The organism is Gordonia hydrophobica NBRC 16057, assembly GCF_001592365.1.
In the GTDB taxonomy this organism is placed as follows: Bacteria; Actinomycetota; Actinomycetes; order Mycobacteriales; family Mycobacteriaceae; genus Gordonia; species Gordonia hydrophobica.
Genome location: NZ_BCWU01000010.1, coordinates 86,040 through 111,522, shown reverse-complemented (window position 1 = coordinate 111,522; position 25,483 = coordinate 86,040). Strand labels below are relative to the sequence as shown.

General features: G+C 64.6%; 22 protein-coding genes and 2 pseudogenes. 8 read left to right on the top strand and 16 right to left on the bottom strand.

The window, feature by feature from the left end; genetic code table 11:
- Positions 1–58: 58 nt before the first annotated feature.
- The 5 genes from GH2_RS16525 to GH2_RS16505 form a co-directional block, all read right to left on the bottom strand.
- The gene (locus GH2_RS16525; protein WP_244885415.1) at positions 59–919 is read right to left on the bottom strand and encodes an alpha/beta hydrolase; all 861 of its coding nucleotides are present in this window, start codon (positions 917–919) and stop codon (positions 59–61) included.
- Positions 920–958: 39 nt separating this feature from the next.
- The gene (locus tag GH2_RS16520; RefSeq protein WP_066170449.1) at positions 959–1,273 is read right to left on the bottom strand and encodes an acyl-CoA thioesterase; all 315 of its coding nucleotides are present in this window, start codon (positions 1,271–1,273) and stop codon (positions 959–961) included.
- A gap of 219 nt (positions 1,274–1,492) precedes the next feature.
- Positions 1,493–2,326, bottom strand: coding sequence for an acyl-CoA thioesterase (locus tag GH2_RS16515; protein ID WP_066170447.1), 834 nt, complete (start codon positions 2,324–2,326; stop codon positions 1,493–1,495).
- 345 nt (positions 2,327–2,671) lie between these two features.
- Positions 2,672–3,934 (bottom strand): ABC transporter substrate-binding protein, encoded by a 1,263-nt coding sequence (locus GH2_RS16510; RefSeq protein ID WP_066170446.1) that lies wholly within the window; start codon positions 3,932–3,934, stop codon positions 2,672–2,674.
- 368 nt (positions 3,935–4,302) lie between these two features.
- Entirely contained in the window at positions 4,303–5,982 is a 1,680-nt protein-coding gene (locus tag GH2_RS16505; RefSeq protein WP_066170598.1) for a 4Fe-4S binding protein, read from the bottom strand.
- A 175-nt stretch (positions 5,983–6,157) separates the two neighbouring features.
- On the opposite strand from GH2_RS16505, the gene GH2_RS16500 reads away from it, so the two are divergent.
- Positions 6,158–7,018 (top strand): 3-carboxyethylcatechol 2,3-dioxygenase, encoded by an 861-nt coding sequence (locus GH2_RS16500; protein WP_174545359.1) that lies wholly within the window; start codon positions 6,158–6,160, stop codon positions 7,016–7,018.
- A gap of 48 nt (positions 7,019–7,066) precedes the next feature.
- Positions 7,067–7,654 (top strand): nuclear transport factor 2 family protein, encoded by a 588-nt coding sequence (locus GH2_RS16495; protein ID WP_066170443.1) that lies wholly within the window; start codon positions 7,067–7,069, stop codon positions 7,652–7,654.
- Positions 7,655–7,724: 70 nt separating this feature from the next.
- Here the strand turns inward: GH2_RS16495 and GH2_RS16490 are convergent, their stop codons facing one another.
- The 4 genes from GH2_RS16490 to GH2_RS16475 are packed head-to-tail and all read right to left on the bottom strand — an operon-like array spanning position 7,725 to position 11,535.
- Positions 7,725–8,567 (bottom strand): crotonase/enoyl-CoA hydratase family protein, encoded by an 843-nt coding sequence (locus GH2_RS16490; protein WP_174545358.1) that lies wholly within the window; start codon positions 8,565–8,567, stop codon positions 7,725–7,727.
- Positions 8,564–9,673, bottom strand: coding sequence for a CaiB/BaiF CoA transferase family protein (locus tag GH2_RS16485; RefSeq protein WP_066170436.1), 1,110 nt, complete (start codon positions 9,671–9,673; stop codon positions 8,564–8,566). Before GH2_RS16485 ends, GH2_RS16490 begins: the two co-directional genes overlap by 4 nt.
- On the bottom strand, positions 9,666–9,971 hold the full coding sequence (locus GH2_RS16480) for a hypothetical protein (protein WP_066170434.1): 306 nt from the start codon (positions 9,969–9,971) through the stop codon (positions 9,666–9,668). The genes GH2_RS16485 and GH2_RS16480 overlap by 8 nt, the downstream gene beginning before the upstream one ends.
- A 52-nt stretch (positions 9,972–10,023) precedes the next feature.
- A complete protein-coding gene (locus GH2_RS16475) occupies positions 10,024–11,535 on the bottom strand; it encodes a class I adenylate-forming enzyme family protein (protein WP_066170430.1) in 1,512 nt (503 codons plus the stop codon).
- A gap of 277 nt (positions 11,536–11,812) precedes the next feature.
- Between GH2_RS16475 and GH2_RS16470 the strand changes: the two genes are divergently transcribed.
- On the top strand, positions 11,813–13,957 hold the full coding sequence (locus GH2_RS16470) for an acyl-CoA dehydrogenase family protein (RefSeq protein ID WP_066170427.1): 2,145 nt from the start codon (positions 11,813–11,815) through the stop codon (positions 13,955–13,957).
- A gap of 265 nt (positions 13,958–14,222) precedes the next feature.
- On the opposite strand, the gene GH2_RS16465 is transcribed toward GH2_RS16470, so the two are convergent.
- Together GH2_RS16465 and GH2_RS16460 are read right to left on the bottom strand one after the other, a co-directional pair.
- Entirely contained in the window at positions 14,223–14,984 is a 762-nt protein-coding gene (locus tag GH2_RS16465; RefSeq protein ID WP_066170592.1) for a GntR family transcriptional regulator, read from the bottom strand.
- A gap of 105 nt (positions 14,985–15,089) precedes the next feature.
- Positions 15,090–16,241, bottom strand: a complete 1,152-nt coding sequence (locus GH2_RS16460; protein ID WP_066170424.1) for an acyl-CoA dehydrogenase family protein — start codon at positions 16,239–16,241, stop codon at positions 15,090–15,092.
- Between the two features lie 156 nt (positions 16,242–16,397).
- Here GH2_RS16460 and GH2_RS16455 point away from each other — a divergent pair, with 156 nt between their 5' ends.
- Together GH2_RS16455 and GH2_RS16450 are read left to right on the top strand one after the other, a co-directional pair.
- Positions 16,398–17,240, top strand: a complete 843-nt coding sequence (locus GH2_RS16455) for an HpcH/HpaI aldolase/citrate lyase family protein (protein ID WP_066170421.1) — start codon at positions 16,398–16,400, stop codon at positions 17,238–17,240.
- Positions 17,233–18,225, top strand: a complete 993-nt coding sequence (locus tag GH2_RS16450; protein ID WP_066170417.1) for a hotdog family protein — start codon at positions 17,233–17,235, stop codon at positions 18,223–18,225. Before GH2_RS16455 ends, GH2_RS16450 begins: the two co-directional genes overlap by 8 nt.
- 47 nt (positions 18,226–18,272) lie before the next feature.
- Here GH2_RS16450 and GH2_RS16445 read toward each other — a convergent pair.
- Together GH2_RS16445 and GH2_RS21390 are read right to left on the bottom strand one after the other, a co-directional pair.
- Positions 18,273–19,536: pseudogene (locus GH2_RS16445) on the bottom strand (acetolactate synthase large subunit).
- Positions 19,537–19,554: 18 nt separating this feature from the next.
- Positions 19,555–19,909, bottom strand: a pseudogene (locus tag GH2_RS21390) (FAD-binding oxidoreductase); the annotation flags it as partial.
- 156 nt (positions 19,910–20,065) lie between these two features.
- Between GH2_RS21390 and GH2_RS16440 the strand changes: the two are divergent.
- Positions 20,066–20,410, top strand: a complete 345-nt coding sequence (locus GH2_RS16440; RefSeq protein WP_066170414.1) for a hypothetical protein — start codon at positions 20,066–20,068, stop codon at positions 20,408–20,410.
- Between the two features lie 266 nt (positions 20,411–20,676).
- Positions 20,677–21,558 (top strand): helix-turn-helix domain-containing protein, encoded by an 882-nt coding sequence (locus tag GH2_RS21385; protein ID WP_157086125.1) that lies wholly within the window; start codon positions 20,677–20,679, stop codon positions 21,556–21,558.
- On the opposite strand, the gene GH2_RS16430 is transcribed toward GH2_RS21385, so the two are convergent.
- Positions 21,453–22,706 (bottom strand): IS256 family transposase, encoded by a 1,254-nt coding sequence (locus tag GH2_RS16430; protein WP_066170407.1) that lies wholly within the window; start codon positions 22,704–22,706, stop codon positions 21,453–21,455. The two genes, GH2_RS21385 and GH2_RS16430, sit on opposite strands and share 106 nt — an antisense overlap.
- Before the next feature lie 270 nt (positions 22,707–22,976).
- On the opposite strand from GH2_RS16430, the gene GH2_RS16425 reads away from it, so the two are divergent.
- Entirely contained in the window at positions 22,977–23,462 is a 486-nt protein-coding gene (locus GH2_RS16425; RefSeq protein ID WP_066170405.1) for a MarR family winged helix-turn-helix transcriptional regulator, read from the top strand.
- A gap of 263 nt (positions 23,463–23,725) precedes the next feature.
- Here the strand turns inward: GH2_RS16425 and GH2_RS16420 are convergent.
- A protein-coding gene (locus GH2_RS16420) for an IS3 family transposase (protein ID WP_372434595.1) occupies positions 23,726–24,903 on the bottom strand; the annotation gives its coding sequence in 2 pieces (ribosomal slippage) (positions 23,726–24,634 and positions 24,637–24,903; 1,176 coding nt in all).
- 224 nt (positions 24,904–25,127) lie between these two features.
- Complete coding sequence (locus tag GH2_RS16410) at positions 25,128–25,481, bottom strand: Rv2640c family ArsR-like transcriptional regulator (protein ID WP_066170397.1); 354 nt, start codon at positions 25,479–25,481, stop codon at positions 25,128–25,130.
- Positions 25,482–25,483: the final 2 nt, after the last annotated feature.

Genomic DNA, 25,483 nt, shown 5'->3' with positions numbered 1-25,483 from the left:
GCTAGTGCCGTGATGCGCTCCCCGCAAGGACCTGTACGACCCCCGGATCGCGCTGCGGTCAACCGATGCGGTCGAGGAAACCAGCCAGACCCTCTGTGAACACGTCATTGTCGTCACCGACCACCATGTGGCCCGCGTTCCGTACGTCGATGACCTCGGTCTGGGGGATCAACTCCTGCATCTCGGCGACTCCGGCATCCGAGACGACGTCCGACATCCGCCCCCGCACCAGCAGGAACGGGCAGTCCACATGGCGGGCGGCCATCCGCGAGCGTTCGTAGACGGCAGCACTGTTCGGGTGTTCCGGACTGTCCGCAGAATGCTCGACCTCGAGACTGCGCGGATCCCAGTGCCAATGCCATCGGCCGTCACGCAGCCTCAAGTTCTTCTTCAGTCCCTCGAGGCTGCCACTTCGGCGCCGATGTGGGTTGTAGTTCGCGATCGCCTCCGACGCCTGTTCCAGGCTCTCGAATCCGTTGGGTGCGCTCATCATGAAGTCGCGAACCCGCGCGCTACCGTTCTCTTCAATTCTCGCTGCCACGTCGACGAGGACCAGTGCCTGCGCAAGTCCCTTGTTCTCGCCGACAGCAATCAACGAGATGACACCCCCCAAGGACGCTCCTACCAGCGACAGCGGTAGCCCGGGTTCGCGGCGGCGAATCTCGGCGGTCAACGCCAGTAGGTCGCCGAGGTGACTCGACAGGCCGTAGTCGGCATCGGACGCCCACTCGCTGTCGCCGTGACCCCGAAGGTCGACGGCATACGTGACCCAACCGAGCCTCGCCAACTGCTGGCCGGTCGTACGCCAGGAATGCCGGGTCTGCCCACCGCCATGCAACAGGACGACTACTCCGCGTGCATCGGGGCCGGCGGCCCAGCGGTCGGCCGCCAGCTCGAGTCCCGCCCCTGGAAGTGTCACCCTGTCAGTCGAAATCTTCTCGGTAGCCACAGTATCCCTTCACTTCTCGAGAATCGTCTCCAGCGCCGCACGCTGTTCGGGGCTCAACGGAGTTGACCGGGTACGGCCATCAGCAAGACGTGCCAACACGATCGTGATGTCGGCGCCTGCCATCTCCTCCTGGTATATCACCACCCGGAAGCTCACACTGCTCACCCCTAGCCGAATCAGACTCGCCTCCGCCCGAACATCGCCGACGAAGAGCTCTCTGGTGAACTGCGCCGACACATCGACCACGCCGAGGTCGCCGGCCGACAGCAGATCGCCACACGTGCTGACGAGCAATGAGTTCCAGGCTTCGACGGAGCACTCCATCGCACGGTAAAACGGTACGTGCGGATTCGCGGGGATGGAACCGTCCCGCCCGGGCCGGTGAGAGATATGTAGATTGTACGATTTCATCCACCCATTATCGAGCCGGCGGCCACTTCGCACAAAGCCGGAATGAACCCCGGCGCAAGGCCTTCGGCCGGGTACACGGCAGTCCGGGATCGGGCGGCCAGCGGCCTCACCTCACCGCCGCGACCACCGCATTCACGCCTTGTCGCGGGGCCCGCGAATCAGCGCCTCCTGCGCGACGCTTGCGACCGTCGCACCGTCACCGGTGAATACCGAGCCGAAGACCAGCCCGCGTGCATTGACCGTGGCGACCGATCTCTGCTCCACCAAGAGCCATTCGTCGAGCGGCACCGGCCGATGGAACCAGATCGAATGGTCGAGTGAGACGTGCTGGAGTTCGCCGGTCGGGTCGAGCCCGATCGATTCCACAGCGGGCAACATCGCCCAGAAGTCCGTCAACACGGTGAACAGGCATGCCCGCAGTGCGGGATCGTCGGGGACAGCCCCGACCGGCCGAGTCCAGTAACGTCGGACGACGGCTCCGTCGATCGTCTCCAATCGCCCCCGGTGCTCGAACGCCGTCTGGGGACCCCAATCCGCATCCAGCGGGTCAGACCATCCCTCGGCATCAGGACCAGGAACGACGGGCATCAACGCTTCGTGGATCACGCCTGGTTCCTCGACATGGAATGACGCTGTCAGCGTGCAGATCACCTGATCCGACTGAATCACCGTGACTGTGCGAGAGGCGAATGAGCGGCCATCGCGGGACCGGTGCACGACCAGCGTGAGCGGAACATCGGGGGGACCCGTCCGCAGGAATGCCGTGTGCAGCGAGTGCACTTGATACTCGGACGGAACGGTGCGCTGCGCGGCATGCAGCGCTTGCGCGGCGATCAGACCACCGAACAGTCGATACGGAGTCAGCGACGAGTCGTTGACCGCACGGAACCGGTCCACGTCCAGCGGCTCGAGTTCGAGCAGCTCGATCAACCGAGCGAGGTTCTCCGCTCCACTATCCGTCTTCACGGGTTGGCCCGATCCACCATCAGGCTGTTTCACTGCCATTTGTTCGGCTCCAATATTCGTTGCCGCGAAGCTGTTCACCAACCGGGCGACCGGCAGAGAGAACAACGGTCGCTGTTTACGACGCTATACCACCGGTGCTGCGCGATTGCAGGTGGGTAAGTCCCGTGCGGTGGGGGTTTGGGGACAGCGGACGGGCTGCCGGATCCCTGGTCAAGGCGATGGGCGTACACGTGGTGAGCTCGGACGCGCACGCCGGCGAGGGCCGGCCAGTGGCCATATCCTCGCGACGAAAGAACTGGCCGCCAAACCCTTCGGTTTGGCGGCCAGTATCGTCGATCTATTCGATCAGGGCTTCGGTGCCGCGTACAGCGCCGGGTCGATAGCCACCTGCTTGAAGTCGGTCAGTTCGCCGTTCTTCTTCGCCGTGGCGCGAATGCCGTCTGCACTGCAGATGTTGGGCGAGAGCGGGATCTGCTTACCGTCGCACTGGAACATGATTCCGTTGGTCAGCGGGTACTCGGTAGCCGGCGCCGTCTTCATGGCCGCCATGATGGTCTCCTGCGTAGGGTCGGTGACCTTTGCCGCATTGAGTGCCTTGACCATGGCGAGCATCGGCGCATACCCGGCCGACGAGAGCGCACCGAACTTCGCGCCGTCACCGTACTTCGCGAGAACTGCCGAGTAGAGCTTCGAGTCGGGTTCCTCTGGGTCCAAGTTGAGCGTCGTGCTGACGTCGATGCCCTCGTAACCGTTAGGAATGGAGTTGCCGCCGCCGACGGTGATGCACCGGTCGATGGCGAAGATCGGCACGTTCTGCTTGGCCGTCCGAATCGCCTTGAACGCACTAGTGCAGAAGCTGTCGTTCCCGATGACGAAGAAGTTGTCGGCGTCCGCACTGGCTGCGGTGATCTGCGGAGTCATGTCCGCGGTGCCCGGTGCAATGCCGACGACCTTGAAGTCGACACCGGAGTTACCAAAGGTCAAAGCACCGAGCTGACGTGTCGGTCCCTCGGCCGCAGGGACGCCGATCGAGATGGCCGTGGTGTTCTTGAGATTCTCTTCCTTGGCCTGCATCGCCGCGATCGCGAAGTAGGCGGTACCGTTCGTCAGCGAGAAGACACCCGGCGCCGTGAGTCCCTTCTGCGTCACACCGGACTGGACGACGAGCGGAACCTTCGCAGGCGAGAGCACGTCCACGATGTTGTCGAGCTCGCCCGGCTGCGGCCCGACCACTGCTCCTACCTTGGCCTGCACCATCTGGTTCGCGCAGTCCGTGGCAATGGCCGGCTGCGCCTGTGCGTGGCACGCCTTGACCTCGATCGGATGGCCGCCGATGCCGCCGAGGTACTCGTTGGCGTACTTGGCGGCGGCCTCGGCGCCACGGATCTCATCGGAGACGTCAATCGTCTGCGACTTCCCCTCGCTGATGAAACCGATGGTCACCGGCGATCCGGTGGCCTTGTTCGGTGTGCCGAGTACCGATTCATCGGCCGTGGGATTGGCCGCGGAGTCGTCGTCATCCGAGCTACAGGCGACCATGCCTGCGGTGAGTGCGGCCGAGAGAACGGCCGTGGCGAGCAGCCGCCGACCTCTCTTGATTTTCTGCATGTTGGGCTCCTGAGGTCGGGACAAAAAGCTGTGTCCCGCACATGGGTAGTTGCGCGGAACGTCGCATCAGACTCTGCCGAACCGAGCCGGGACCAAGTCGCTAGAGACGCGGTGTCAGATGGACTTCTCTATCCTGAACTATGACTGGCGTCACTCCTTGCGGTTTGGTCGTAGCGTTACCGAACCGTTACTCGGATCGTGTCATAGGGCCAGCAAAACCCTATGTCTCAGAGTTGCACTACGGGCGGTGAGCCGCGATCGGCCCACCGCCCGTAGGCACGGCTTGTAGCGTACGACCTGCACTGAAGGTGCCCATCAGGGTCAGAAGATGCCCATCAGGGTCAGATCGGTCGTCGTCTGTGGCGCAGTCACTCGCCGCGGACCACCGCCATCATGGAATCCGGATCGACGAACTTCACCCGCGGTCGTTTACGGGGCTTGCCCGCCGCCTTCTCCGCCTTATCGATCAAGGTCCAGCCCGAGAAATCGACGACTTCCGGCACCCTCTGAGAGATGAGATCCGCGAAGGACTCCTCGTCCTGCGGCGGATCCGCGAGAGCATCGGCAACGTAGTCTTGAAGGAGCAGGTCAACGGTGTCGGCCGCGCACTTCTTGTTCGTTCCGATGACACCGGACGGACCACGCTTGACCCACCCCGTGGCGTAGACACCCTGAAGGGGCTCGCGGCTGTCCAGCGTGACGACCCGGCCTTCATCATTCGCGATGACTCCGCGAGTATCGTCAAATGGCACGCCCGGAACCGGGACGCCGCGGTACCCGACAGCGCGCAGAATCAGGCCCGTCTCGATGCTCTCGGTGGCGTCGGTCGGAACGGCGACGATCCCGCCCCCCTCAGTCGCTTTCAGTTCATTGCGCGTGATGGTGACAGCCTCGACCCGGTCCGACCCGGAGATCTCGGTAGGGGAGGTGAGGTAGCGCAGCACCAGACGTTTCGGAGCACTCGTATCGCCCTCTTCGGCAACCTTGCGGGCCAGGGAGATCTTGGCTTTGACCGATGACTCGGTCTCCGGCGAATCAAGGATGCCCTGCGTGACCCCATCGATCTCAACGTCGTCCGGGTCGATCACCAAGTCGACATCCGGCAGATGCCGCAGGGCCATCATCTCGGGATTGGTGTAGCCGGCCTGTGCGACACCACGACGGCCGAGAACCACTACCTCCCGGATATTGCTGGTACGCAGCACCTCGAGCGCGTGGTCTGCGATGTCCGTGCGGTCGAGGGTGTCCGGATCGGTGAGGAGGATACGGGCGACGTCGAGTGCCACGTTGCCGTTGCCGACGATCACGGCCCGCTCGCCGCTGAGATCAAAGGTCCGGTCCTTGTAATCGGGATGGCCGTTGTACCAGCCGACGAACTCGGTGGCCGTGTGGCTGCCGGGCAGATCTTCACCGTCGATGCCGAGGCGTCGATCTGATGATGCGCCGACGGCATAGATGACAGCATGATTGTGGGCGAGCAGTTCGTCATGGGTCAGATCCTCACCGATCTCGACCCCGAGGTGCAGCCTGAAGTTCTTGCGTCGCTCCAGTGTGCGGAAGATGTCGGCGACCGCCTTCGTGCCGGGGTGGTCTGGTGCGACACCGAAGCGCACCAGCCCGTACGGGGTGAGCAGGCGCTCGAACATATCGACCTGCACGCCCTTGAGTGCGATCAGCTCTGAGGCCGCGTAGAACGCAGCCGGCCCCGAGCCGACGATCGCCACCCGCATCCCGGAGAAGTCGGCTTTCCGCCAGAGCGGTTTCGGAACGTCGAGCTGACCGGTTTCCACTGGGTGCTGTTCGAAGTAGTCGGCGTTGAGCTCGATGAACGGCAGTTCCGGATCGTCCAACTCGTCTTCGGCCTTGATCGCCTCGACCGGACAGGCCTCCACGCACGCCCCGCAATCTATACAACTCTGCGGATCGATGTGCAGCATCTCCGTACGCATGAAGTCTGGTTCATCGGGTGTGGGATGAATGGCGTTGACCGGGCATACGTCGACGCATGAGGCCTCGTTGCAACAGGCTTGCAGGATAACAAAAGTCACGAGGATCGCCTCCAATATCTGACAGTCACGTCTACTGTGAGGCCTAATATAGTGGTGTGTCAACCAAGTGAGACCTGACTCTCGACTACCACGAACGATTCATCTAACGTCGATGTCACTGTCGGTGCGTTCGTCACGCGAGTCGAGCGGCCGACGCGCACCATGAAGGAGTGTCATGACCGAGAAGAAGCGCATGGTGGTGTGTGCGAGTCACAGTCCAGGGATGGAGCGCGACACCGACCACGTCTTCGGTGCCGAGTTCCGGGCCGGTCTGGCCGATGCACGCGCCCAGGTAGCCGAGTTCGACCCCGATTTCGTCGTCTTGTTCGGCGGCGACCACCGCCGTGCTTTCCGGCACATCGTCCCCACTTTCGCGGTCGCCCTGTCGGCCGCACTACTTCCCGAGGGAGGGCACGCCGAAGGAACGCTGGATATCCCGGCCGACATCGCCAACGACCTCGCCGACCATCTGCTGGATTCTGACTTCGACATCTCGGTCTGCCGGGATGTGAGTCTAGACCACGCCTTCGCGCAGCCTCTGAGAGACCTGGCGGGCGATCCCAACGCGTATCCGGTGATTCCGGTGCCCATAAACTGCGCCACCGGGCCACTGCCCTCCGCGGCCCGAGTCCTATCGTTCGGTGAGGCGGTTGGGCGATTCCTCGACACCTGCGACGCCCGCGTGCTCGTCATTGGGACCGGAGGGTTGTCGCACTCGCCACCGAGCCTCGAACTCGATGCTTATGACATCAGTGACGAGGAGCGACGCCGCGTCATCGCCGACGGTGCTGCTGCCGCACGCAAGAAGATCAAGCCGCAGTGGGACAAGGCCTTTCTGGGGGCACTGGCCGAGTGGGACACGGCGGAACTCACCGCGCTCACTGACGATGCGCGTGCCCAGGCAGGCGTCGGCGCTCATGAGGTACGGACCTGGCTCGCTGCAGGAGCCGCCGGCGGAGGTACACCGCTCGACACACTCGTCTACCAACCGGTCGAGGAGTGGATCACCGGGATGGGCGTCGCCGTGTCGCGGTGAGTCGCGCAGTCGGACAGGACAACTGATCGCAAGGAAAGGTAGATCGCGATGGTGGATTTCGACAGGGAAGAGGTTGAGGCCGCTTTCCGGCACTATTTCATGGTCGGCCAGGTAGCCGAGGACTGGGAAGCGTGGGCGCGTCTGTTCACCGACGACGCCACGTACACCGACCATTTCTACGGCACCTTCACCGGACCGAGTGAGATCACCCGGTTCATCGAAGGCACGATGGGCGCCGCGCCACAGGTGTACAACCCACTGGTCTGGTACCTGATCGACGGAAGTCGAGTGGTGTACAAGGTCCTCAACCGCGCCGACAACCCCGAACCCGGTGCCCCGCCGATCGACTTTCCCTCCATGCAGATCATCCAATACGCGGGTGACGGGAAGTGGCGGTCCGAAGAAGACGTATGGGTGATGGGTGAGATGAAGAACTTCGCCAAGGAGTATGCCCAGGCATCCGCGCGGTGGCCGCAGACGCTCGATGAGAAGCTCAGTCGTAAGGATTGGGGCACGTGGGTGGATTGGGCACGACCCGAGCCCGGACACGTCGCGCGGCCGTCCTGGGTCGATCGCGAGGACTTCACGCCGTTCGCCAGTATCCACGAGATCGATTTCGGCATTCGTTCGCATTGAGCAACACCAGAGACTGCTGCCCCGGAGTCGTCACTTCGGGGCAGCAGTCTCTGAGTTGATCAAGTCAGAATCAACGACCCTGCCAGACTGGGGCGCGCTTCTCTGCGAAAGCCCGCGGTCCCTCCTTGGCGTCTTCAGAATAGGCAACCGTCTCGAGCGCAGCACTGGTCATTTCCCAACCGATGCTTTCTGCAGGTCGGTCTCCGCTCTCTGTCTGCGCCAGTGCGATTCGCTTGGTTGCGGCCACTGCGAGAGGCGCATTGGCCGCAATCTTCGCAGCGAGTTCCAGCGCAACGTCGACGACATCGACGGCAGGAACCACACGGTTGATCAGATGAAGCTCGAGGGCCTGGGCCGCCGTGATCGGTTCGCCGGTCAGAAGCAGCTCCATGGCGACGGCCTGCGGGAGTTTAGCGGCGAGTCGGAACGCACCACCGGCGCCGGCGATCAGACCCCGCGCCACCTCGGGCAGACCGAATACCGCAGTATCCGCGGCAACGACAAGATCGCTGGCGAGCACCAGTTCGGTTCCCCCGCCCAGCGCCGGTCCGTTGACGGCCGCGATAGTGGGTTTGCTGATCGCTTGTCCGACATAGCCTGCCAGGCCCCACTTCTCGCGCCCGGGCGGGATCACGGCCTCTCCACGCGTGATGGCCTTGAGATCAGCGCCGGCGCAGAAGGCCTTGTCTCCGGCACCGGTGAGTACCACTGCGCGAACATCAGGGTCTTTATCAGCTTCCGCCAAGGCATCTCCCACCAGAATGCACATATCGGCATTGACGGCGTTGCGCGCCTGCGGACGGTTCAAGGTGATGAGCATGACGTGGCCCCGGCGCTCGATCAGTGCGGGAGCTTCTGGTGTGTTGGTCAAGGAATTCCTCCAAACAATTGCGGAACAATGGACAAGGGTCATGCCCAGACGTCTGCGATGTCGACCGCGCGCCGAGGCGGGGGCGTCGGCGTGGCGGTTGACGTGCGTGAGAACGACGGAGCAGGAGCAGGCTGGGTGACGCCGTCGATCGTAGTGAACACCTCGCGATCGACGTTGTGCGGATCACTCTCGGCCTCGGCGAAAGTCAGCACCGGAGTGACACACGCATCCACACCCGCGAACAGGGCGGCCCACTCATCACGCGAGCGCGAGGCGAAACGCTCTGTGAAGATCTTGCGCATGCGCGGATAGTTGGCAGGATCACGCTGGGCGCCGATCTCGTCCGCATCGATCTCGAGCGTCTTCAACATCGTTGCGAAGAACTGCGGTTCAAGAGCGCCGACCGCGACGTACTTTCCGTCCGAGCATTCGTAAGTGTCGTAGAACGGAGCGGAGCCATCGAAAACGTTCTCGCCCCGATCATCTGACCAACGGCCGGTTCCGCGCATCGCCCACAGGAGATGCCCGAGTGCAGCCGTTCCATTCACGATCGCGGCGTCGACCACCTGCCCGCGCCCAGATGACTGACGTTCGACGAGTGCAGAGATCAACCCGACTACCAGGAACATCGAACCGCCGCCGAAATCTCCGAAGAGATTCAGCGGCGGAACGGGGCGTTCACCCGCCCGTCCCACAGCGTGGAGCAATCCGGTCGTCGAGATGTAGTTCAGGTCGTGACCGGCTTCCGTAGCCCTCGGCCCGGTTTGTCCCCATCCGGTCATTCGACCGTAGATCAACCGGGGATTGAGGACAGCTACGTCATCGGGGCCGAGGCCGACCCGCTCGGTCACCCCCGGCCGGAAGCCCTCGATCAGGATGTCGGCCTCTTGCACGAGGCGTTTGATATCGACAAGGTCTTCGGGATCCTTCAGGTCGGCTTCCACGATCGTGCGATTGCGAAGTCCTGCACTCGCTGGTTGTCCCTCCGCTGGGAGACCGCCGGGACGCTGTACGCGTACAACGTCGGCACCGAGGTCGCCGAGAACCATCGCCGCATGGGGACCGGGTCCCACCCCAGCGAGTTCGAGAACTCGGATACCCGCAAGCGGGCCTACTCCTGGCGTCACCTCGCTTGAGCGGTCAGTCACTGGACGGCAGCGGCTTGGCGCTCTTGATGTCCAGCGCCGTCCCGTCCAGTGAGAGGCTTCCCACGCCGGGCTTGGTGACCAGAACCTCAACGGTGTCCTCGGCGTCGACGTACCGCTTACCGATCTGTGTACCGCCGTCAAGACCGGTAGCTGGGGTCAAGCCCGCCGCCGGCGACTCCGTCACGTCGATCATCGGCTGGCCACCGCAGGCAAGCTCTACATCGCCTGCGGGTGCCTTGATGATGATGACCTGTGCGTCACAGACCTGGCTTTGCAGACGACTTCCGGTTTTCAACACGGTTTCTCCTCTATCTCATGTTGCTGATTCGACTGGTTTGCGGATCAGCGACTTATGCGCCAGTCGCTGCGGAGGGTTCCGCGATGTCCGCGATGATGTTCTTGCGCAAGATCTTGCCCGTCGCAGTGACCGGAAGGGCATCGAGAAAGATGACCTGGTCCGGCGTTCGGGACCCACGCAGACGTTCCCGGACGTACGCGCGCAGTTCCTCGGCGTCGGGGGACGTCCCCGATTCGACGACCACGGCTGCCACGATGGCTTCGCCCCAATGATCGTCCGGCACCCCGACGACCACCACCGAACGTACTGCCGGATGGTGTACCAACACGTCCTCGATCTCGGCGGGCGCGATGTTCTCCCCGCCGCGGATGATCGTGTCATCGTTGCGGCCGACGATGAACAGGAAGCCTTCGGAGTCCGTGTACGCGAGATCCTTCGTGGGGAACCAGCCTTCGTCATCGAGAACCGATCCAGCCCCCATGTACTCACCCGAGACCTGCGGTCCGCGTACCCACAACTCACCTTGTTCGCCATCGGCCACCGGAACGCCGTCGGCGTCACGGAGTTGGATCTCGATGCCGGGTACCGGCCGGCCGATAGATCCTAGACGTGCCTGCACATCCGGGTCATCGCTCTCCACCGCGGCACGGTGATCGTCGGGACCCAGCAATGCGATGGTCGAACTGGTTTCGGTGAGCCCGTACGCATTGACGAAACCGACTCCGGGGAACGCCCGCACCGCGGCTTCAAGAGTGGGCCGTGGCATCCGGGCACCGCCGTACGATAGCGACGCGAGCGTGGGAACGTCAGCTGGTTCACCGGCAAGATCATCGACGATCCGCTCCAGCATCGTCGGAACAACCATGGCCGAGGTGGCGCCCTCACTCCGCACCAGGTCCAGCCACCCGCCTGCATCGAACTGGGGAAGGTAGATCAAGCGCCGACCCGCATAGATGTTCGTCAGGATCGTGCCCATACCAGCGACGTGGTAGGGCGGAACGCTGATCAGCGCGCCGTCCGTCGCGGCCGCGGACCCGTACTCGACCGTGCCCATGACATAGCTGAGCAGGTGACTGTGCCGGAGGATCACACCCTTCGGTGCCGATGTCGTCCCGCTGGTGAACAGGATGATCGCGGGATCGTCCGGGTCGACGTCCGCAGCAGGAATGGGGTCCGCCGAGGCAGCCCGCGCGGCGGCGGCGAAGTCATCGGTGGTCATTACATTGGGGATCGACGACAGCTCCGATGCGTACCGCGTATCCGCGATCACCAACGGGGAATCGGTGCGGGCGATCAACTGCTCCAGTTGCGCGGTGGCCAAACGGTAGTTGACCGGTACGAATGGAACGCCGGCATGGGCGGAGGCGAACAGCAGGACCGGCAGTTCCAGCCCGGAGTTGCCTAGGAAGACGACGTTCTTGGCCTCGGACCGCGCGATGACGGTGGCCGCGCCGGCGACCAGTTCGCCGAACTCGGCGTAAGTCAGTGAGGTTCCGTCGACCGTGATGGCCGATTGGTCGGGATTGCCCGACGTCGCCATGTCCAAGATCAGCGAGATGCTCATAGAAACTTCCAAATCTCTCGTGCGAATGACGTAGGTCACTCCTGGCTCAGACCATAGTAGATCATCTGACGCTATGTCCATGCTGGGGGTTGATGAATTCCAATGCGGGCAGGTGCGACATACGTGCAGTTCAAAAACCACAGCGCAGCGCGAGGACTACGGGGGATAGCGCCATCCGTTCAACTGGTAGTGGGTCTTGAGTATCGATGATCTGACATCTAGGGTCAGGTGCGTATGCCGTACGGCGCAATGAGTTCCCAATCGAAAGGCAGCCGAGATGGCGCTTGCCATATCTTCCGAACACATCGACCTGGCCGAAGCCGCGGCCGGCCATCTAGCGAGGCAGGCTGTTCGCCAGGCCGCCCGAGACTCCCTCGACGGTCCCGTCGACCTCGGAAAGTTCTGGTCGGACACGGCAGACCTCGGTTGGCTGGGATTGCACCTGCCCGAAGAATACGGAGGCTCGGGCTTCGGTATTGCCGAACTGACCGTTGTGCTCGAGGCTTTGGGGCACGAGTTGGCCCCCGGACCGTTCCTGCCCACCGTGATCGCGTCGGCAGTCATCGCGCACGCGGGCAGCAGTGAGCTGTGCGCTGAACTCCTGCCGGGTCTCGCCGACGGGTCGACCGTCGGCGCGGTCGGCCTGGCCGCCGGACTCGCCCGCGACGACGCTGGTTCGATCAGCGGTCAGGTGCGTGCGGTGTTGTCGGCCCCGGAGGCGGATCTGCTGGTCCTCACACTCGGGGACGACCTCGTCGTACTCGACAAGACCGCAGCCGGCGTGGACGTCACGGCAGCCAACGCCCTCGACACGACCCGTGGTCTCGGCACCGTTTCATGCGCCGGTGTCACGGTCCCTGCGAACCGTATCCTGAGCGGCGCAGCCCGCTCCGGTCGCAGTCTCCTGCGTGTTCTGGCGTCAGCCGAGGCCATCGGCGGCGCGCTCGCCTGTCTTGAGATGGCCACCGACTACGCCAAGGTCCGTGAACAGTTCGGCCGAACGATCGGATCGTTTCAGGCAGTCAAGCACCACTGCGCGAACATGCTCGTCGCTACCGAGGCGACGATTGCGGCTACCTGGGATGCCGCACGCGCGAACGACATCGACGGCACTTGGTTCGCATCGGCCGTTGCTGCTTCGTATGCGGGCCCGACCCAGCTGAAGAACGCCCGGATGAACATCCAGCTCCACGGTGGTATCGGGTTCACCTGGGAGCATGACGCGCACCTGTACCTGCGCAGGGCCACCACCGTTGCGGCGATTCTCGCCGACGGTGTCAATCCACTCTCCGACATCGTCGCGGCATACCGCGCGGGCGAGGCTCACGGCGCATCCTTCGAGCTGCCGGAAGAGGCCGACGAGTTTCGAGCGGCCGCGCGGGCCGAGGCCGAAGCCGTTCGATCCCTGCCGGAGGCGCAGCGCCGTGATCACCTCGTCGACAGCGGCTACCTCGTCCCCCACTGGCGCAAGCCGTGGGGCCGCGAAGCCGGCGCGATCGAGCAGTTGGTCATCGAGGAGGAATTCGAAGGCATCGATCTTCCGGATCTGGGGATCACGGGCTGGGTCAACCTGACGATCGCGCAGGTGGGTTCAGATGATCAACGAGCGCGCTGGATCGAGCCGGTACTCCGGGGCCGCGACCAGTGGTGCCAGCTCTTCAGCGAACCCGGAGCGGGTTCCGATGCCGCCGCCGTCCGTACTGTCGGCAAGAAGGTCGACGGCGGCTGGCGGGTCACCGGACAGAAGGTTTGGACTAGTGTCGCGCTCGAGTGCCAGTGGGGTCTGGCGACTGTTCGCACCGACCCCGACGCGTCGAAGCACGCGGGCGTGACCATGATGGCCATCGATCTCTCCTCCGAGGGAGTCCAGATCCGTCCGCTGCGCGAGATCACCGGCGATGCGCTGTTCAACGAGGTGTTCTTCGACGATGTCTTCGTCCCCGACTCCGACGTGGTCGGAGAAGTCGGCGAGGGCTGGAAGGTCGCAAGGGCCACACTGGGGAATGAGCGGGTATCCATCGGTGGTGGCAGTGGTTCCATCGAGTTCGGGCCTGCAGAGTTGGTGAAGGTTCTCGATGAGAGCAGCGCCACCGACGGAGACCTCCGAGTCGGTGAGATGATCGCCGAAGACCACACCCTGCGTCTGCTCAATCTTCGTCAGGCCGCCCGAGCAGTCATCGGCGCGGGACCCGGGCCAGAAGCCAACGTCACGAAGTTGGTGAAAGCCGAACACTCCCAACGTATTACCGAGTTGGGTCTCGACCTGGCAGGAACCGCAGCAGTCGCCGGCGGTACTCCGGAGTTGACATACGCCTATCTCTTCGCACGGTGTCTGACGATCGCCGGCGGCACGTCGGAGATCATGCGCAACACGATCGCCGAGCGCCTGCTGGGCCTTCCGCGAGATCCGCTGGCGCGCTAAGCAGACAGCCCCTCGGGTCGATGGAGAAGTCCGTGACCCGAAGGGCGCAGGCCCGAAGCGGCCGATTCCACGAGGATGGCCCCTGCCGATATCGGCAGGGGCCATCTGGTTCGCGTCTGATCGAACGGTAGTGACACTGCGGACGTCGGCCCCGCCCTCCCCGACGAGCGCTACCGCCGTCCGCCGATCTGATCGACCTATTCGCCCCGTGCTCCAGACCAGAGTGCCCATCGACGAGTTGGCCGGTCGAACCACGATCTGCTGATCAGAGCTGGGTTGGATGCTGACCCGACTGCCGGCGCAAGGTGACCCGATAGGTGTACTGCTCGGGCAGAAAGTGACTCACCGCCAGCTCGACGGCTCTGTCCCGCCTATCGAGGTACAGCCGATCGACCCTCAGCACCGGGTGCCCGACTCGGCAGCCCAGCGCATCGGCGATCTCGTCATCAGCCGCTACCGCCGTGATCGACTGTGAACAGGTCTCGATCGGGCTGACCAGATGCGGCTCGAGCAGTCCGATCATGGTGTGCGGACTGACCGCGCCCTCGACGAGTTCCTGCGCACCCCGCAGAAGTCTGCCGATCTCCTCCGGCCAGAAGACCCGGGTCAGGACGAACGGGGTCACCCCGTGCAAACGTCTCAATTCCAGGCGGCACACCCTGTCGGTATCGACCCGAAGGCGCCCGGCAGCGGCCAGATCCACCATCGTCTCCAGTGGCCGGACGATCTCCATGTCGGTGTCGTCCGAGAGAGCCATCAAGTCTTCGATGGAACCGAGCTGGCGCAGATAGCGCCCGTGTTCCCGGGCGACGAAGGTTCCCTTCCCTGGAACCCGGTACACAATGCCCTCGGCAACCAGATCCACGAAGGCCCGCCGCACCGTCTGCCGACTCAGCGCGAATTCCTCGGTCAGGTCGGCCTCTGTGGGCAGTCGCTCACCGACTCGATAGCGCCCCGTCCCGATCCGGGAGCGCAGTTCATTGGCGAGCGCTCGGTACGCCGGCTCCGCCGACCCCGGCGAGCTCATCCTGCCCCACCTGCCACGGTCCGCCACCCGCCCTGATCGACGAGCCTCACCACCAGTCCAGGTCTGTGCCAGTTCCGCATCATCACGATAGGCGATGGACGCGGCTCAGATATCGCCGCGCGCCATCAACTGCGAGGCGATCACATTGCGCTGGATCTCGTTGGTTCCCTCACCGACGATCATCAGCGGCGCATCCCGGAAGTAGCGTTCGGCGTCGTACTCGGTGGAGTACCCGTAGCCGCCGTGGATCCGCACGGCGTTCAGCGCGATCTCCATCGCCACCTCGGAGGCGTACAGCTTGGCCATCCCGGCCTCCATGTCGCACCGGTCGCCGCTCTCGTAGCGCCGCGACGCGTACCAGGTGAGCTGGCGAGCCGCGGTCAGCTTGGTGGCCATCTCCGCCAGGTAGTTGCCGATCGACTGGTGCTTCCAGATCGGCTTGCCGAAGGACTCTCGCTGCGCCGCATAGGCCATCGAATCCTCCAGAGCAGCTGTCGCCACCCCGAGGGCCCGCGAGGCCACCTGGATCCGACCGGTCTCCAGGCCCTTCATCATCTGTCCGAATCCCTTACCCGGTTCGCCGCCGAGGACCGCCGACGCAGGCACCCGGTACCCGTCGAACGAGAGCTCACATGTTTCGACTCCCTTGTAGCCGAGCTTCGGCAGGTCACGGGAGACGGTCAACCCGGGTCCGTGCTCGCAGAGCACCACCGAGATCCCCTTGTGCCGCGGCTCCGCGGCCGGGTCGGTCTTGCACAGCAGCGCGATCAGGCCGGACCGGCGGGCATTGGAGATCCACGTCTTGGACCCGGAGATCACCAGGTCGTCGCCGTCGGCCTTCGCCACCGTCGAGATGCTCTGCAGGTCCGATCCGCCGCTCGGCTCGGTGAGCGCCATCGTCGCCCGCAGTTCCCCGGTCGCCATCTTCGGCAGGTACTGCTGTTTCTGCTCCTCGGTGCCGAACAGCACCAGCAGCTTGGCGACGACGGTGTGGCCACCCATCGCACCGGCCAGGCTCATCCAACCGCGCGCCAGTTCCTGAGTCACCTGCGCATAGCAGGTCATCGAGACCGGTGACCCGCCGTACTCCTCCGGAACGGCCAGACCGTAGATCCCGATGGCCTTCATCTGCTCGATCCACTTCTCGGGATACTCGTTGGCGTGTTCGACCTCCTGAACCGTCGGCTTCACCTCGCGGTCGATGAAGGCTCGGACGGTTTGGACGAGGTATTCCTCTTCCGAATTGAGTTCGCTCATGGTTCCCACACTGTGTTTCGATTGACGGGTCGTATTTGTACGGCCAAACTATGCCTTAGCGAGCTCCGAGGTCAAGTGATCTTTCACTGATCACCCGTCGGTGGTAAGACTGCACGTTGAGAGTTTTGGCCGGATGTTTGTTTGGAGAGGTAGCACATGAGTAGCCCTTGCCGGGTGGCGCTGGTCGCGCCAGCTTCGGATGACCGTAAAGCACGCAAAGCTCTGGCATCAGATGCGGACGTGGTGGTCCTCGACCTCGAAGACGCGGTGCTGCCGGCCGATAAGGACTCGGCACGCGAGGCGGCCGCGGCACTGATTCGCGAGTTCGGCGGCGACCGACCGGTATCGGTGCGGATCAACGCGCTCGGAACGGCCTGGGCCGACGACGATCTCGCGACCTGCGCTGCGCTCGACACCCTGCAGAGCATCGTCTTGCCGAAGGCTGAGACTCCTGCACAGATCGTCGCCGTCGACCGGGCGCTGGGCGACTCCGCCGCCACCATCAGCGCATTGATCGAAACTGCGATCGGCGTGCGAGACGTCGACACCATCGCAGCTGCAGCGCCGCGACTGGAGTCGCTGATCATCGGGTACGCCGACCTGGCAGCGGATCTCGGCCGCTCGGCCACGATCTCTCGCTCGGCGTGGGAACCCATCCAGGACCGGGTGCTGATCGCCGCCCGCGCTGCAGGACTCACTGTCACCGACGGCCCGCACCTGACGATCGCCGACGACGACGATTACCGCACCACGAAGATCCGCGTCCGCGATCTCGGTTTCGACGGCACCTGGGTGATCCATCCGCAGCAGATCGCCTCCGCTCTCGCGATCTTCACCCCGGACGATGACGCCATCCGCGACGCGGAACGGGTCCTCGAAGCGCTGGAGCAAGCGGCCGACACCGGTGCCGGCGCGGCCTCGCTGGATGGCCGCATGCTCGACGAAGCCCTGGCCGTGGCCGCACGCCGAACCCTGAGGAAAGCAGGAAAAGATGTCTGACGCCGTTCGAGTCGGTGGGCCCTACTTCAACGACCTGCACCGTGGTCAGGTCTTCGACACCGCCCCGTCTGTCACCCTCACCGAGGGCATGGCGACCACTCATCAGGCAATCCTCGGCGATCGGCTGCGGCTGCCGCTCGATCGGATGCTGTCCGAGCAGGTGACCGGACGGCCCGGGCTGGCCCATGCGGCGTTGGTGACCGATCTAGCCATTGGGCAGTCGACGCTGGTCACCCACTACGTCAAAGCAAACCTGTTCTATCGGGGACTCCGGTTGCTCCATCACCCGCATATCGGCGACACCCTGACCACCCGCACCACGGTCGCCGGGCTGCGCCGCAATTCTCTGCGCGAGGGCCGGGCACCGACCGGCCTGGTCGCACTGCATATGCAGACGACCGATCAAACCGGGCGGCCGGTGCTCGACTTTCACCGCTGTGCCATGCTTCCGCTGTCACCGCACGCCGATCCGGAGAGTTGCCATCACACGGACGATCTGTCCGCCGTCGGCAACGACGACCTCCTCCCCCCGCCCTCGCCGGAATGGGATCTGACCGCCTTCCGGGCGGCCGTCGGCGGCGAACACTTCTCTCCCGACCTCGCCGGCCGAAGCTTCTTGAGCAGTGGCGACGTGGTCTCCAGCGCACCGGAACTGGCTCGGCTGACCTTGAATGTGGCAGCGACCCATCACGACGATAGGGCCACCGGCTCACGTCTGGTCTACGGCGGTCACACCATCGGCATCGCGATGGCCCAAGCATCCCGGGCGTTGCCGAATCTGGTGACCCTGCTGTCCTGGGATGCCTGTGACCACACCGGCCCCGTACACGAGGGAGATACGCTCACCAGTGAGCTGACGGTGCTCGCCGCTGAGCCTCGCGATTCCGGCGGCGCTGTTCGACTGCGGTCGATCGTCCACGCCCACAGCGGCTCGGCGGAGCGTCGACCGGTCCTGGACTGGCACTTCTGGGCCCTCATGGCCTGACCCCACCACCCGTTGCGGCTCCAGCGATCCGGACTACGGTCGTGACCTCACAGCAGCGGCGGGATCCGCGCGTCGATCAGATGCGGCCCCTCGTCCACGACGGCGGCCGCGAACTGTTCCGCCAGTTCCCCGCAGGTGGTGGCGACGGTTGCCGGCACCCCGAATCCCTCGGCGATCTTGGCGAAGTCCATAACAGGGTTGGCCAGATCCAGCAGTCCCTTGGCCTTGGGTCCGCCCTCTCCCGCCCCGGTGCGGGAGAGTTCCAGCCGCAGGATCGCGTAGCGTGGTTGTTGAGCAGCACCACGGTCACGTTCAGGTTCTCCCGCGCCATCGTCCACAGCGCCGAGATGGTGTAGGCGGCGCTGCCGTCGGCCTGCAGGGCGACGATAGCGGCCGGTCCGGTTCGGCGACGGCCGCACCGACCGCCACCGGCAGACCCTGGCCGATGGCGCCACCGGTCAATGTCAGGATATCGTGCCGGGGTGAGCCGGCCGTCGCCGCGGGCAGCAGCAGCCCCGAGGTGTTGGTCTCGTCGGAGATGACGGCGTTCTCCGGGAGCAGCGCACCGATCACCTGCACCCAGTTCGCCACGTCCAGCGGACCCGACGGCAGCTCCGGGCCGGCCGCGGGCGCCGGGGCGGGGCTCGGTGTCCGGGGCGACGAGGTCGGCGAGAGTGTGCACCTGGACGCCCTCGGGGACCACGCTGCTTGGCTTGCCCGGGTAGGCGAAGAACGAGACCGGTGCACCTGTGCCGGCGACAATGAGATGCTTGGCCCCTTCGAGCTGGGCCTGCGCGGCCTCGGCGAGATAGCCGAGCTTGTCCATGACCGGCACTCCCTCACCGCGAGTGTGCCGCGACGGGAAAGTCTCGACGAGCGGGGTGGCACCGGTAGCGGCGGCGATGGTGGCGCCGCCGGAGATCCGCCGGGTGAAGCCGTGGATCCAGTCGGCCAGCGGCTCGATGTCGGATTCAAGTGGGGCGTCGTACTGCTTGTGGTAGGTCTCGTGGTCGCCGATCACATTGACCAGCGGGGTGTGGCCGCGGCGGGCGTTGTGCAGGTTGGCCAGCCCGTTACCCATGCCGGGACCGAGGTGCAGCAGGGTGGCGGCGGGCTTCCCGGCCATCCGGGCGTAGCCTTCGGCGGCACCAGTCACCACGCCCTCGAACAGGCACAGCACCCCGAGCATCTCGGGGACTTCGTCGAGGGCGGCGACGAAGTGCATCTCGGAGGTTCCGGGGTTGGCGAAGCACACCTGTACGCCCGCGCACCGAGCAGGGTGGTCATCAGCGCCTGGGCACCAGTGGTCATCGTCGTGCGTCCCTTTCAGTGGTCGATGTATTCGAGCAGGTCCGGATCCACACCGGTGCGCAGCACCGCGGGTACGGCATCGGTCACGGCCTTCAGGTCGGCGAACGGAACTAGCAGAGTGGCCGAGTGCGCGAGCCGCGGATACAGCCGCACAGTCACCTCGGTGGCCAACGCGAAGGCGCCCTCGGAGCCGATGATGAGCTGGGTGAGGTCGTAGCCGCTGGAGAGTTTGGTGATCTTGCCGCCGGGTGCGGATCAGTTTCCCGGCGGGCAACGCGGCCTGCAGTCCGAGGACGTTGTGCCGCGTGACCCCGTATTTGACTGCCCGCATGCCGCTGGCGTTGGTGCCGACATTGCCGCCGGGAGCAGTAGACCGTGGCAACCTACGTTCTCGACAGCAGCGAGACGGCGCGTCTGCCCCGGGGCCCGCTCGCCGTGAGCCTGACGACGTCCGACGCTGGCATCCCGCGCGCATCACCACCAGATCCGACAGCGGCGCCCCGGTGCGAACAGTCCGAGCGGACTTCAGATGGTGATCCTGCCCGCGATCAGCGAGCCGACGACGATCGGCGCGGTGCCCGAGGCAGGCCTCGACCGGTTCGCACCGGGGACTGTGCTCCACCTGTCACTGACTCCGGAGGGTTCGCTCGCCACCGGTGGCGACACCGCAGCCCTCGCGCCGCGCGACGTCTCCGGGCTGGCATTTGTGAATCTGGCGACCGTCGCGCCGCAACCGGACGGACAGTTGCAGATCACGACCCTGCTCGCCGTACGGGACACCGCGCTGCCTCCCGTCGCGCACGCCGCACGGATCGCGGCTCGCGGAGTACTCGGCGTCGACCACATCCGATCAAGCAGCGAGTTGGACGTCTGAACCGCCCCGGTGAGTCCGGAGACTTTCTAGTTGTTCCAAGAGGAAGGCGGCCACGAAGATCGCGCCGATCAGGCATACCGCTGGTTAGCTAGCAGCCGACGACTGCACATGCTGCTTCACGACGACCAAGGAAGGAATGCGGGCTCTTCGCAGTTAACCGGGCAATGCCGGGTCAGGCGGTTGGCGTGTCGTTGACGTGAGCGGCCCCTGGCCTCGGTGATTCTGGATGTTGTCAAGACAGTCAGAGCACCGGAGGAACAGGGGCCGTGGATCATGGTACGTCGTTGTTGTTGGGGTTGGAAGGCGTCGAGGTCGTCGGGGTCAGTGTCGGCGGGCCGGACGGGCGAACGCGGGTCGTCGATGTCGGTACCTGTGATCCGGCGGCCTCGTGCTGCCCGGGGTGCGGTGTCCGGTCGACGTCGGTGAAGGAGCGGGTCGTCTGCACGCCCCGCGACATCGGCTACGGGGATGCTCCGATCATGGTGCGGTGGAACAAGATTCGGTGGCGGTGCGTGAACTCAGAGTGCGCGCGTGGGTCGTTCACCGAAGCGATCGGGCAGGTCCCGCGTCGTCGGCGGACCACGACCCGGTTGCGGGAGACGATCGGGCGGGCGATCGGCGATGCCGCTCGGTCGGTCGCCGAGGTCGCTGCCGGGCACGGCGTGTCGTGGCATACCGCGCACGGCGCGTTCGTCGACATCGCCGCCACGGCGTTGACCGATCCGGCCCCGACGTCGGTGCTGGGGATCGACGAGACTCGCCGTGGGAAACCGAGGTGGGTCCGCGGCGGTGATGGTCGGTGGGTGCGGATCGATCCGTGGGATACCGGGTTCGTCGATCTGGCGGGCGATCAGGGACTGTTGGGGCAGGTCACCGGCCGTACCAGTGCGGTGGTGATCGACTGGCTGGCCGCGCAGCCGGCCCCGTTTCGGGATGCGATCGAGTACGTGGCGATCGATCCGGCCGCGTCGTATGCCGCGGCCGTCGCGGTCGGTCAAGTCCCCGATAGTGGTGTAACTGGTTTGTGGTCCTTCGTTGGTGGTCAGGCGGGTAGTTCTATCAACGGGTCGGTACTCACCTCCGTCTGCGAGTCGGTGTCGGTGGTCATGGTTAGTCGGCATCGGTTGAGGACTTCCAGGCCGAGGTAGCGGCGGCCTTCGGCCCATTCGTCGGTCTGCTCAGCTAAGACGGCGCCGATGAGCCGGATGATGGCGTCCCTGTTGGGGAAGATACCCACGACGTCGGTGCGCCGCCGGATCTCGCGGTTGAGTCGCTCGGTGGGGTTGTTGGACCAGATCTGTCGCCACACGTCGTCGGGGAACGCGGTGAACGCGAGTAGGTCTTCGCGAGCATCGCCGAGGTGCTCGGCCACATCGGGGAGCCGGTCTTCGGTGTACTCCAGAAGCCGGTCGAACTGGGCGTTGACTGCACCTGCGGTGGGTTGGTCATACACGCTGTGCAGCATCGCTTTCACGGCCGGCCACATGGACTTGGGGCACACGGCCATCAGGTTCGCGGCGTAGTGGGTGCGGCAGCGCTGCCACGCCGCTCCCGGCAGGTTGGCCGCGATCGCGTCGATGAGGCCGGCGTGCGCGTCGGAGGTCACCAGCCGGACTCCGCCCAGGCCGCGGGCCACCAGGTCGGCGAGGAACGTGTTCCACGAGGCTTTGCTCTCGCTGGTGGCCACCTGCATACCCAGGACTTCGCGGTGGCCGTCACCGTTGACGCCGGTGGCCAACAGTACGACGGCTTTGACGACCTGCTTGTTCTCGCGGACCTTGATCGTCAACGCATCGGCGGTGACGAATGTGAACGGGCCGGCCTCGTCGAGCCGGCGGTGGCGGAATGCAGCAACGTGTTCGTCGAGGTCTTCGGCCATCCGGGAGACCTGCGACTTCGACAACGAATCGATACCCAAGGTCTTGACCAACTTGTCCATCCGGCGGGTCGAGACTCCGGCCAGATAACAGTCCGCGACCACGGTTATCAGCGCGGACTCGGCGCGTTTGCGGCGCTCGAGCAGCCATTCGGGAAAGTAGGATCCCGAGCGTAGTTTCGGCACGGCCACCTCGACGGTTCCTACGCGGGTATCGAGGGGTCGGTGTCGGTAGCCGTTGCGGTAGTTGGTGCGCTCGGCCGAGCGGGCGTTCCATTCGGCACCGCAGACGGCGTCGGCGTCGGCCGATAGGAGGGCGTTGATCATCGTCTGCAGTAACTCGCGCATCAAATCAGGTGATGCATCGGCGAGGGCTTGGCTTAACAGGCCGGCAGGATCGACAATGTGGGGTGCGGTCATCGTGATGACTCCATTCGAGAGTGCTGTGAGAGGTTCACTCGAAGGATCACACGGTGACCGCTTCCATGCTGACAGCCACACGCTGCCGGCCACGGCCCTGGTCACCGAGTTACACCACTCTATGGGGCACTACTGGTGCGAGTTCGTGCGGTGTTGATGATGGTGGATCTCGTGGAACTCGGCCACTGTTCCATCAATCGATCGACTGCCGCCTGGAAGGCATCGGAAGCACCACTCTCCATTTGGTTCATTCATTGATATTATCAGTCAATGAACTATCTCGACAGCGACCAGTGGAGCGAGACTGAGCCAGATGACCCGGCCAGCCAGATCATCCACCTGCTACGGCGCATCGCCTTCGCGTACGCAGATCACGTTTCACTGGCCGCGACGCAGCTCGACCTACACCCCACTGACCTCCGAACGCTCGCAGCGATCCTGGACGCGACGCGGGAGGGCGCCATTCTGACGACCGGCAACCTCGCCGGACAATTGCCGATCAACCAGCCAGCGGTGACCGCCGTCGTAGACCGGCTGGTTACCAAAGGACTAGTTGAGCGTGTGCGCGTCCCCGGCGACCGACGAAAGATCGGACTCGTGGTGACTGTCAAGGGCCGAACGAAGGGATGGGAAGCATTCGCGCCACTGATCGAAGACCTTCACGGGAACCTTGCGGTCGCGCCGCCATCGGAACTCGCAACCGCCCGAAACGTTCTTCAACGGGCGCTTGACACGCTGAGCGACGGAGCAAGGTAGCCATACGAACTCAGCAGTACGCATCGCAGTAATACGCAGGGTATCCTCTACAGTTCTGCGTATTGCAGCACAGCAGAACGAACGTGTCTCCGCACCAGCAGCAACGACAACCCCTGGCTATTCCCCGGAACTCACGCGGGCGACCACCTGCATCCCGACACAATCATGCACCGCCTACGCCAGATCGGGCTGAGCAATCTCGGCGCCCGCAAACAGCGCTCTGGACGATCGGGCGTGAGGAACGAACCGGTGACAGTTTCGGTTTAGGCCGCGAGTGTGAGCGGCTCGGTTAGTTTTGCTTCGAACTCGATGGGCGTCAACCCGCCGAGGGCGTCTTGGGCTCGTTGACGGTGATACTTCCGCTCGATCCAGACGACGATGGCCAGTCGCAGCTCCTGGCGCGTGGACCATCGTTGCTGGTTGAGGACGTTCGTCTGCAAGAGCGACCAGAAGCTCTCCATCGCGGCGTTATCGCCAGCAGCGCCGACTCTGCCCATCGATCCGACCATGTCGTGGCGGCGCAGTTCCCGGGCCATGGCACGGCTTCGGAACTGGCTGCCTCTGTCGGCATGCAGGATGCACCCGGCGACCTCGGTCCGGCGGGTCACGGCGTTGCGGACGGCGTCGACGGCGAGCTTCGCGGTCATGCGATCCGAGATCGAGTAGCCGACGATGCGATTCGAGAACACGTCCTTGATCGCGCAGCAGTAAAGCTTGCCCTCACTCGTCCAATGCTCCGTGATATCTGTCAGCCAGAGCCTGTTCGGGGCATCGGCACGAAACACGCGCTGCACGTGATCGTCGAACACCGGCGGACCCGCCTTCTTCCCCTTCCCGCGCCGGCGGCGCTGCGCGGAGGACAGGATCCCCGCCTGCGAGCACAGCTTCCACGCGGTGCGTCTACTCATCCGCCACCCGGCCCGGCGAGCCTCGTCGGCCAGGTATCGATATCCGAACGTCGGGTCATCGTGGTGCGCGTCATGCAGGGCATTGATCCGGTGCGCGCGGAGGACGTCGGCGTCCCGGATCGGAGCGTTGCGCCACCGGTAATAGGGCTGTCTTGCGAGCTTGAGGACCCGGCACGACACCGTCACGGGGATCCCCGCGTCGGCGAGCTCAGATACGAGCGGGTATGTCATTTTGGGGAGCCCCCGAGTTTCAGGTTCGCCTGCGACAGATACGCCGCAGCCCTCCTGAGCACCTCGTTTTCCTGTTCGAGCAGGCGGATCCGCTTCTTCAACTCACGAGCTTCCGCCGCGTCCGCCGCGGTCTGACCGGGACGGTTGCCCTCTTCGACGTCGGCCTGGCGGAGCCAGTTCTGCAGAGTCGCTTCACTGATACCGAAATCCGTGGCGATCTGTTTGATGGTGACGCCGCTCTCACGGCTGCGAGCGACCGCGACAACATCCTCGCGGAACTCTCTGGGATAAGGACCAGGCATGATGACATCCTCCCCGCCAGCGCCTCCCAGCGCTAACGATCAGTTGTCACCGGTTCGTTCCTCACGCCCATCTGGTCGTCGAACGCCCACCACCGGTCGTCGCTGACGCCCTGGGCTACAGCCACCAGGTCGCGTTCAACCATGCCGAACGCTCAGCCGAAACGTGGGCACGCTACACGGGTTGACGGATCCGATAACACCTCGCCCAAACGAGAACTGATCGTTCAGCAGCAGGTGTTGAGCACCCCGCGAAGCGCTTCGATATTGCCAGGTTCAGCCCGGTAGAAATTGTTCACTCCGCGACGTTGCGAGGTGACCAAGCCTGCGCCGCGGAGCTGGTTGAGGTGATGTGTCGCGGTACCGCCGGAGACGTTGACCGCGGAGGCGAGGTCAGTGGCGGTCATCTCGCGGGTCGGATCTGCCATCAGCAGAGACATCATTCGGATTCGAGTCGGGTCGGCGAGAGCTTTGAGCCGCAGCGCGAGCTCGACCGCATTCTCTGTCGACATCGGCCCCGCCGCCAGAGGTGCGCAGCAGATCGGAGCGCTGACATCGATCACAGGCAATGGCTTGGGCATGG

Bases quoted from the DNA above. Each gene is read 5' to 3' on its own strand.
- GH2_RS16520 (WP_066170449.1), bottom strand. From the start codon at position 1,273: ATGGAGTGCTCCGTCGAAGCCTGGAACTCATTGCTCGTCAGCACGTGT.
- GH2_RS16510 (WP_066170446.1), bottom strand. From the start codon at position 3,934: ATGCAGAAAATCAAGAGAGGTCGGCGGCTGCTCGCCACGGCCGTTCTC.
- GH2_RS16500 (WP_174545359.1), top strand. From the start codon at position 6,158: ATGACCGAGAAGAAGCGCATGGTGGTGTGTGCGAGTCACAGTCCAGGG.
- GH2_RS16495 (WP_066170443.1), top strand. From the start codon at position 7,067: ATGGTGGATTTCGACAGGGAAGAGGTTGAGGCCGCTTTCCGGCACTAT.
- GH2_RS16490 (WP_174545358.1), bottom strand. From the start codon at position 8,567: ATGACCCTTGTCCATTGTTCCGCAATTGTTTGGAGGAATTCCTTGACC.
- GH2_RS16475 (WP_066170430.1), bottom strand. From the start codon at position 11,535: ATGAGCATCTCGCTGATCTTGGACATGGCGACGTCGGGCAATCCCGAC.
- GH2_RS16470 (WP_066170427.1), top strand. From the start codon at position 11,813: ATGGCGCTTGCCATATCTTCCGAACACATCGACCTGGCCGAAGCCGCG.
- GH2_RS16465 (WP_066170592.1), bottom strand. From the start codon at position 14,984: ATGAGCTCGCCGGGGTCGGCGGAGCCGGCGTACCGAGCGCTCGCCAAT.
- GH2_RS16460 (WP_066170424.1), bottom strand. From the start codon at position 16,241: ATGAGCGAACTCAATTCGGAAGAGGAATACCTCGTCCAAACCGTCCGA.
- GH2_RS16455 (WP_066170421.1), top strand. From the start codon at position 16,398: ATGAGTAGCCCTTGCCGGGTGGCGCTGGTCGCGCCAGCTTCGGATGAC.
- GH2_RS16450 (WP_066170417.1), top strand. From the start codon at position 17,233: ATGTCTGACGCCGTTCGAGTCGGTGGGCCCTACTTCAACGACCTGCAC.
- GH2_RS16440 (WP_066170414.1), top strand. From the start codon at position 20,066: ATGGTGATCCTGCCCGCGATCAGCGAGCCGACGACGATCGGCGCGGTG.
- GH2_RS16430 (WP_066170407.1), bottom strand. From the start codon at position 22,706: ATGACCGCACCCCACATTGTCGATCCTGCCGGCCTGTTAAGCCAAGCC.
- GH2_RS16425 (WP_066170405.1), top strand. From the start codon at position 22,977: ATGAACTATCTCGACAGCGACCAGTGGAGCGAGACTGAGCCAGATGAC.
- GH2_RS16410 (WP_066170397.1), bottom strand. From the start codon at position 25,481: ATGCCCAAGCCATTGCCTGTGATCGATGTCAGCGCTCCGATCTGCTGC.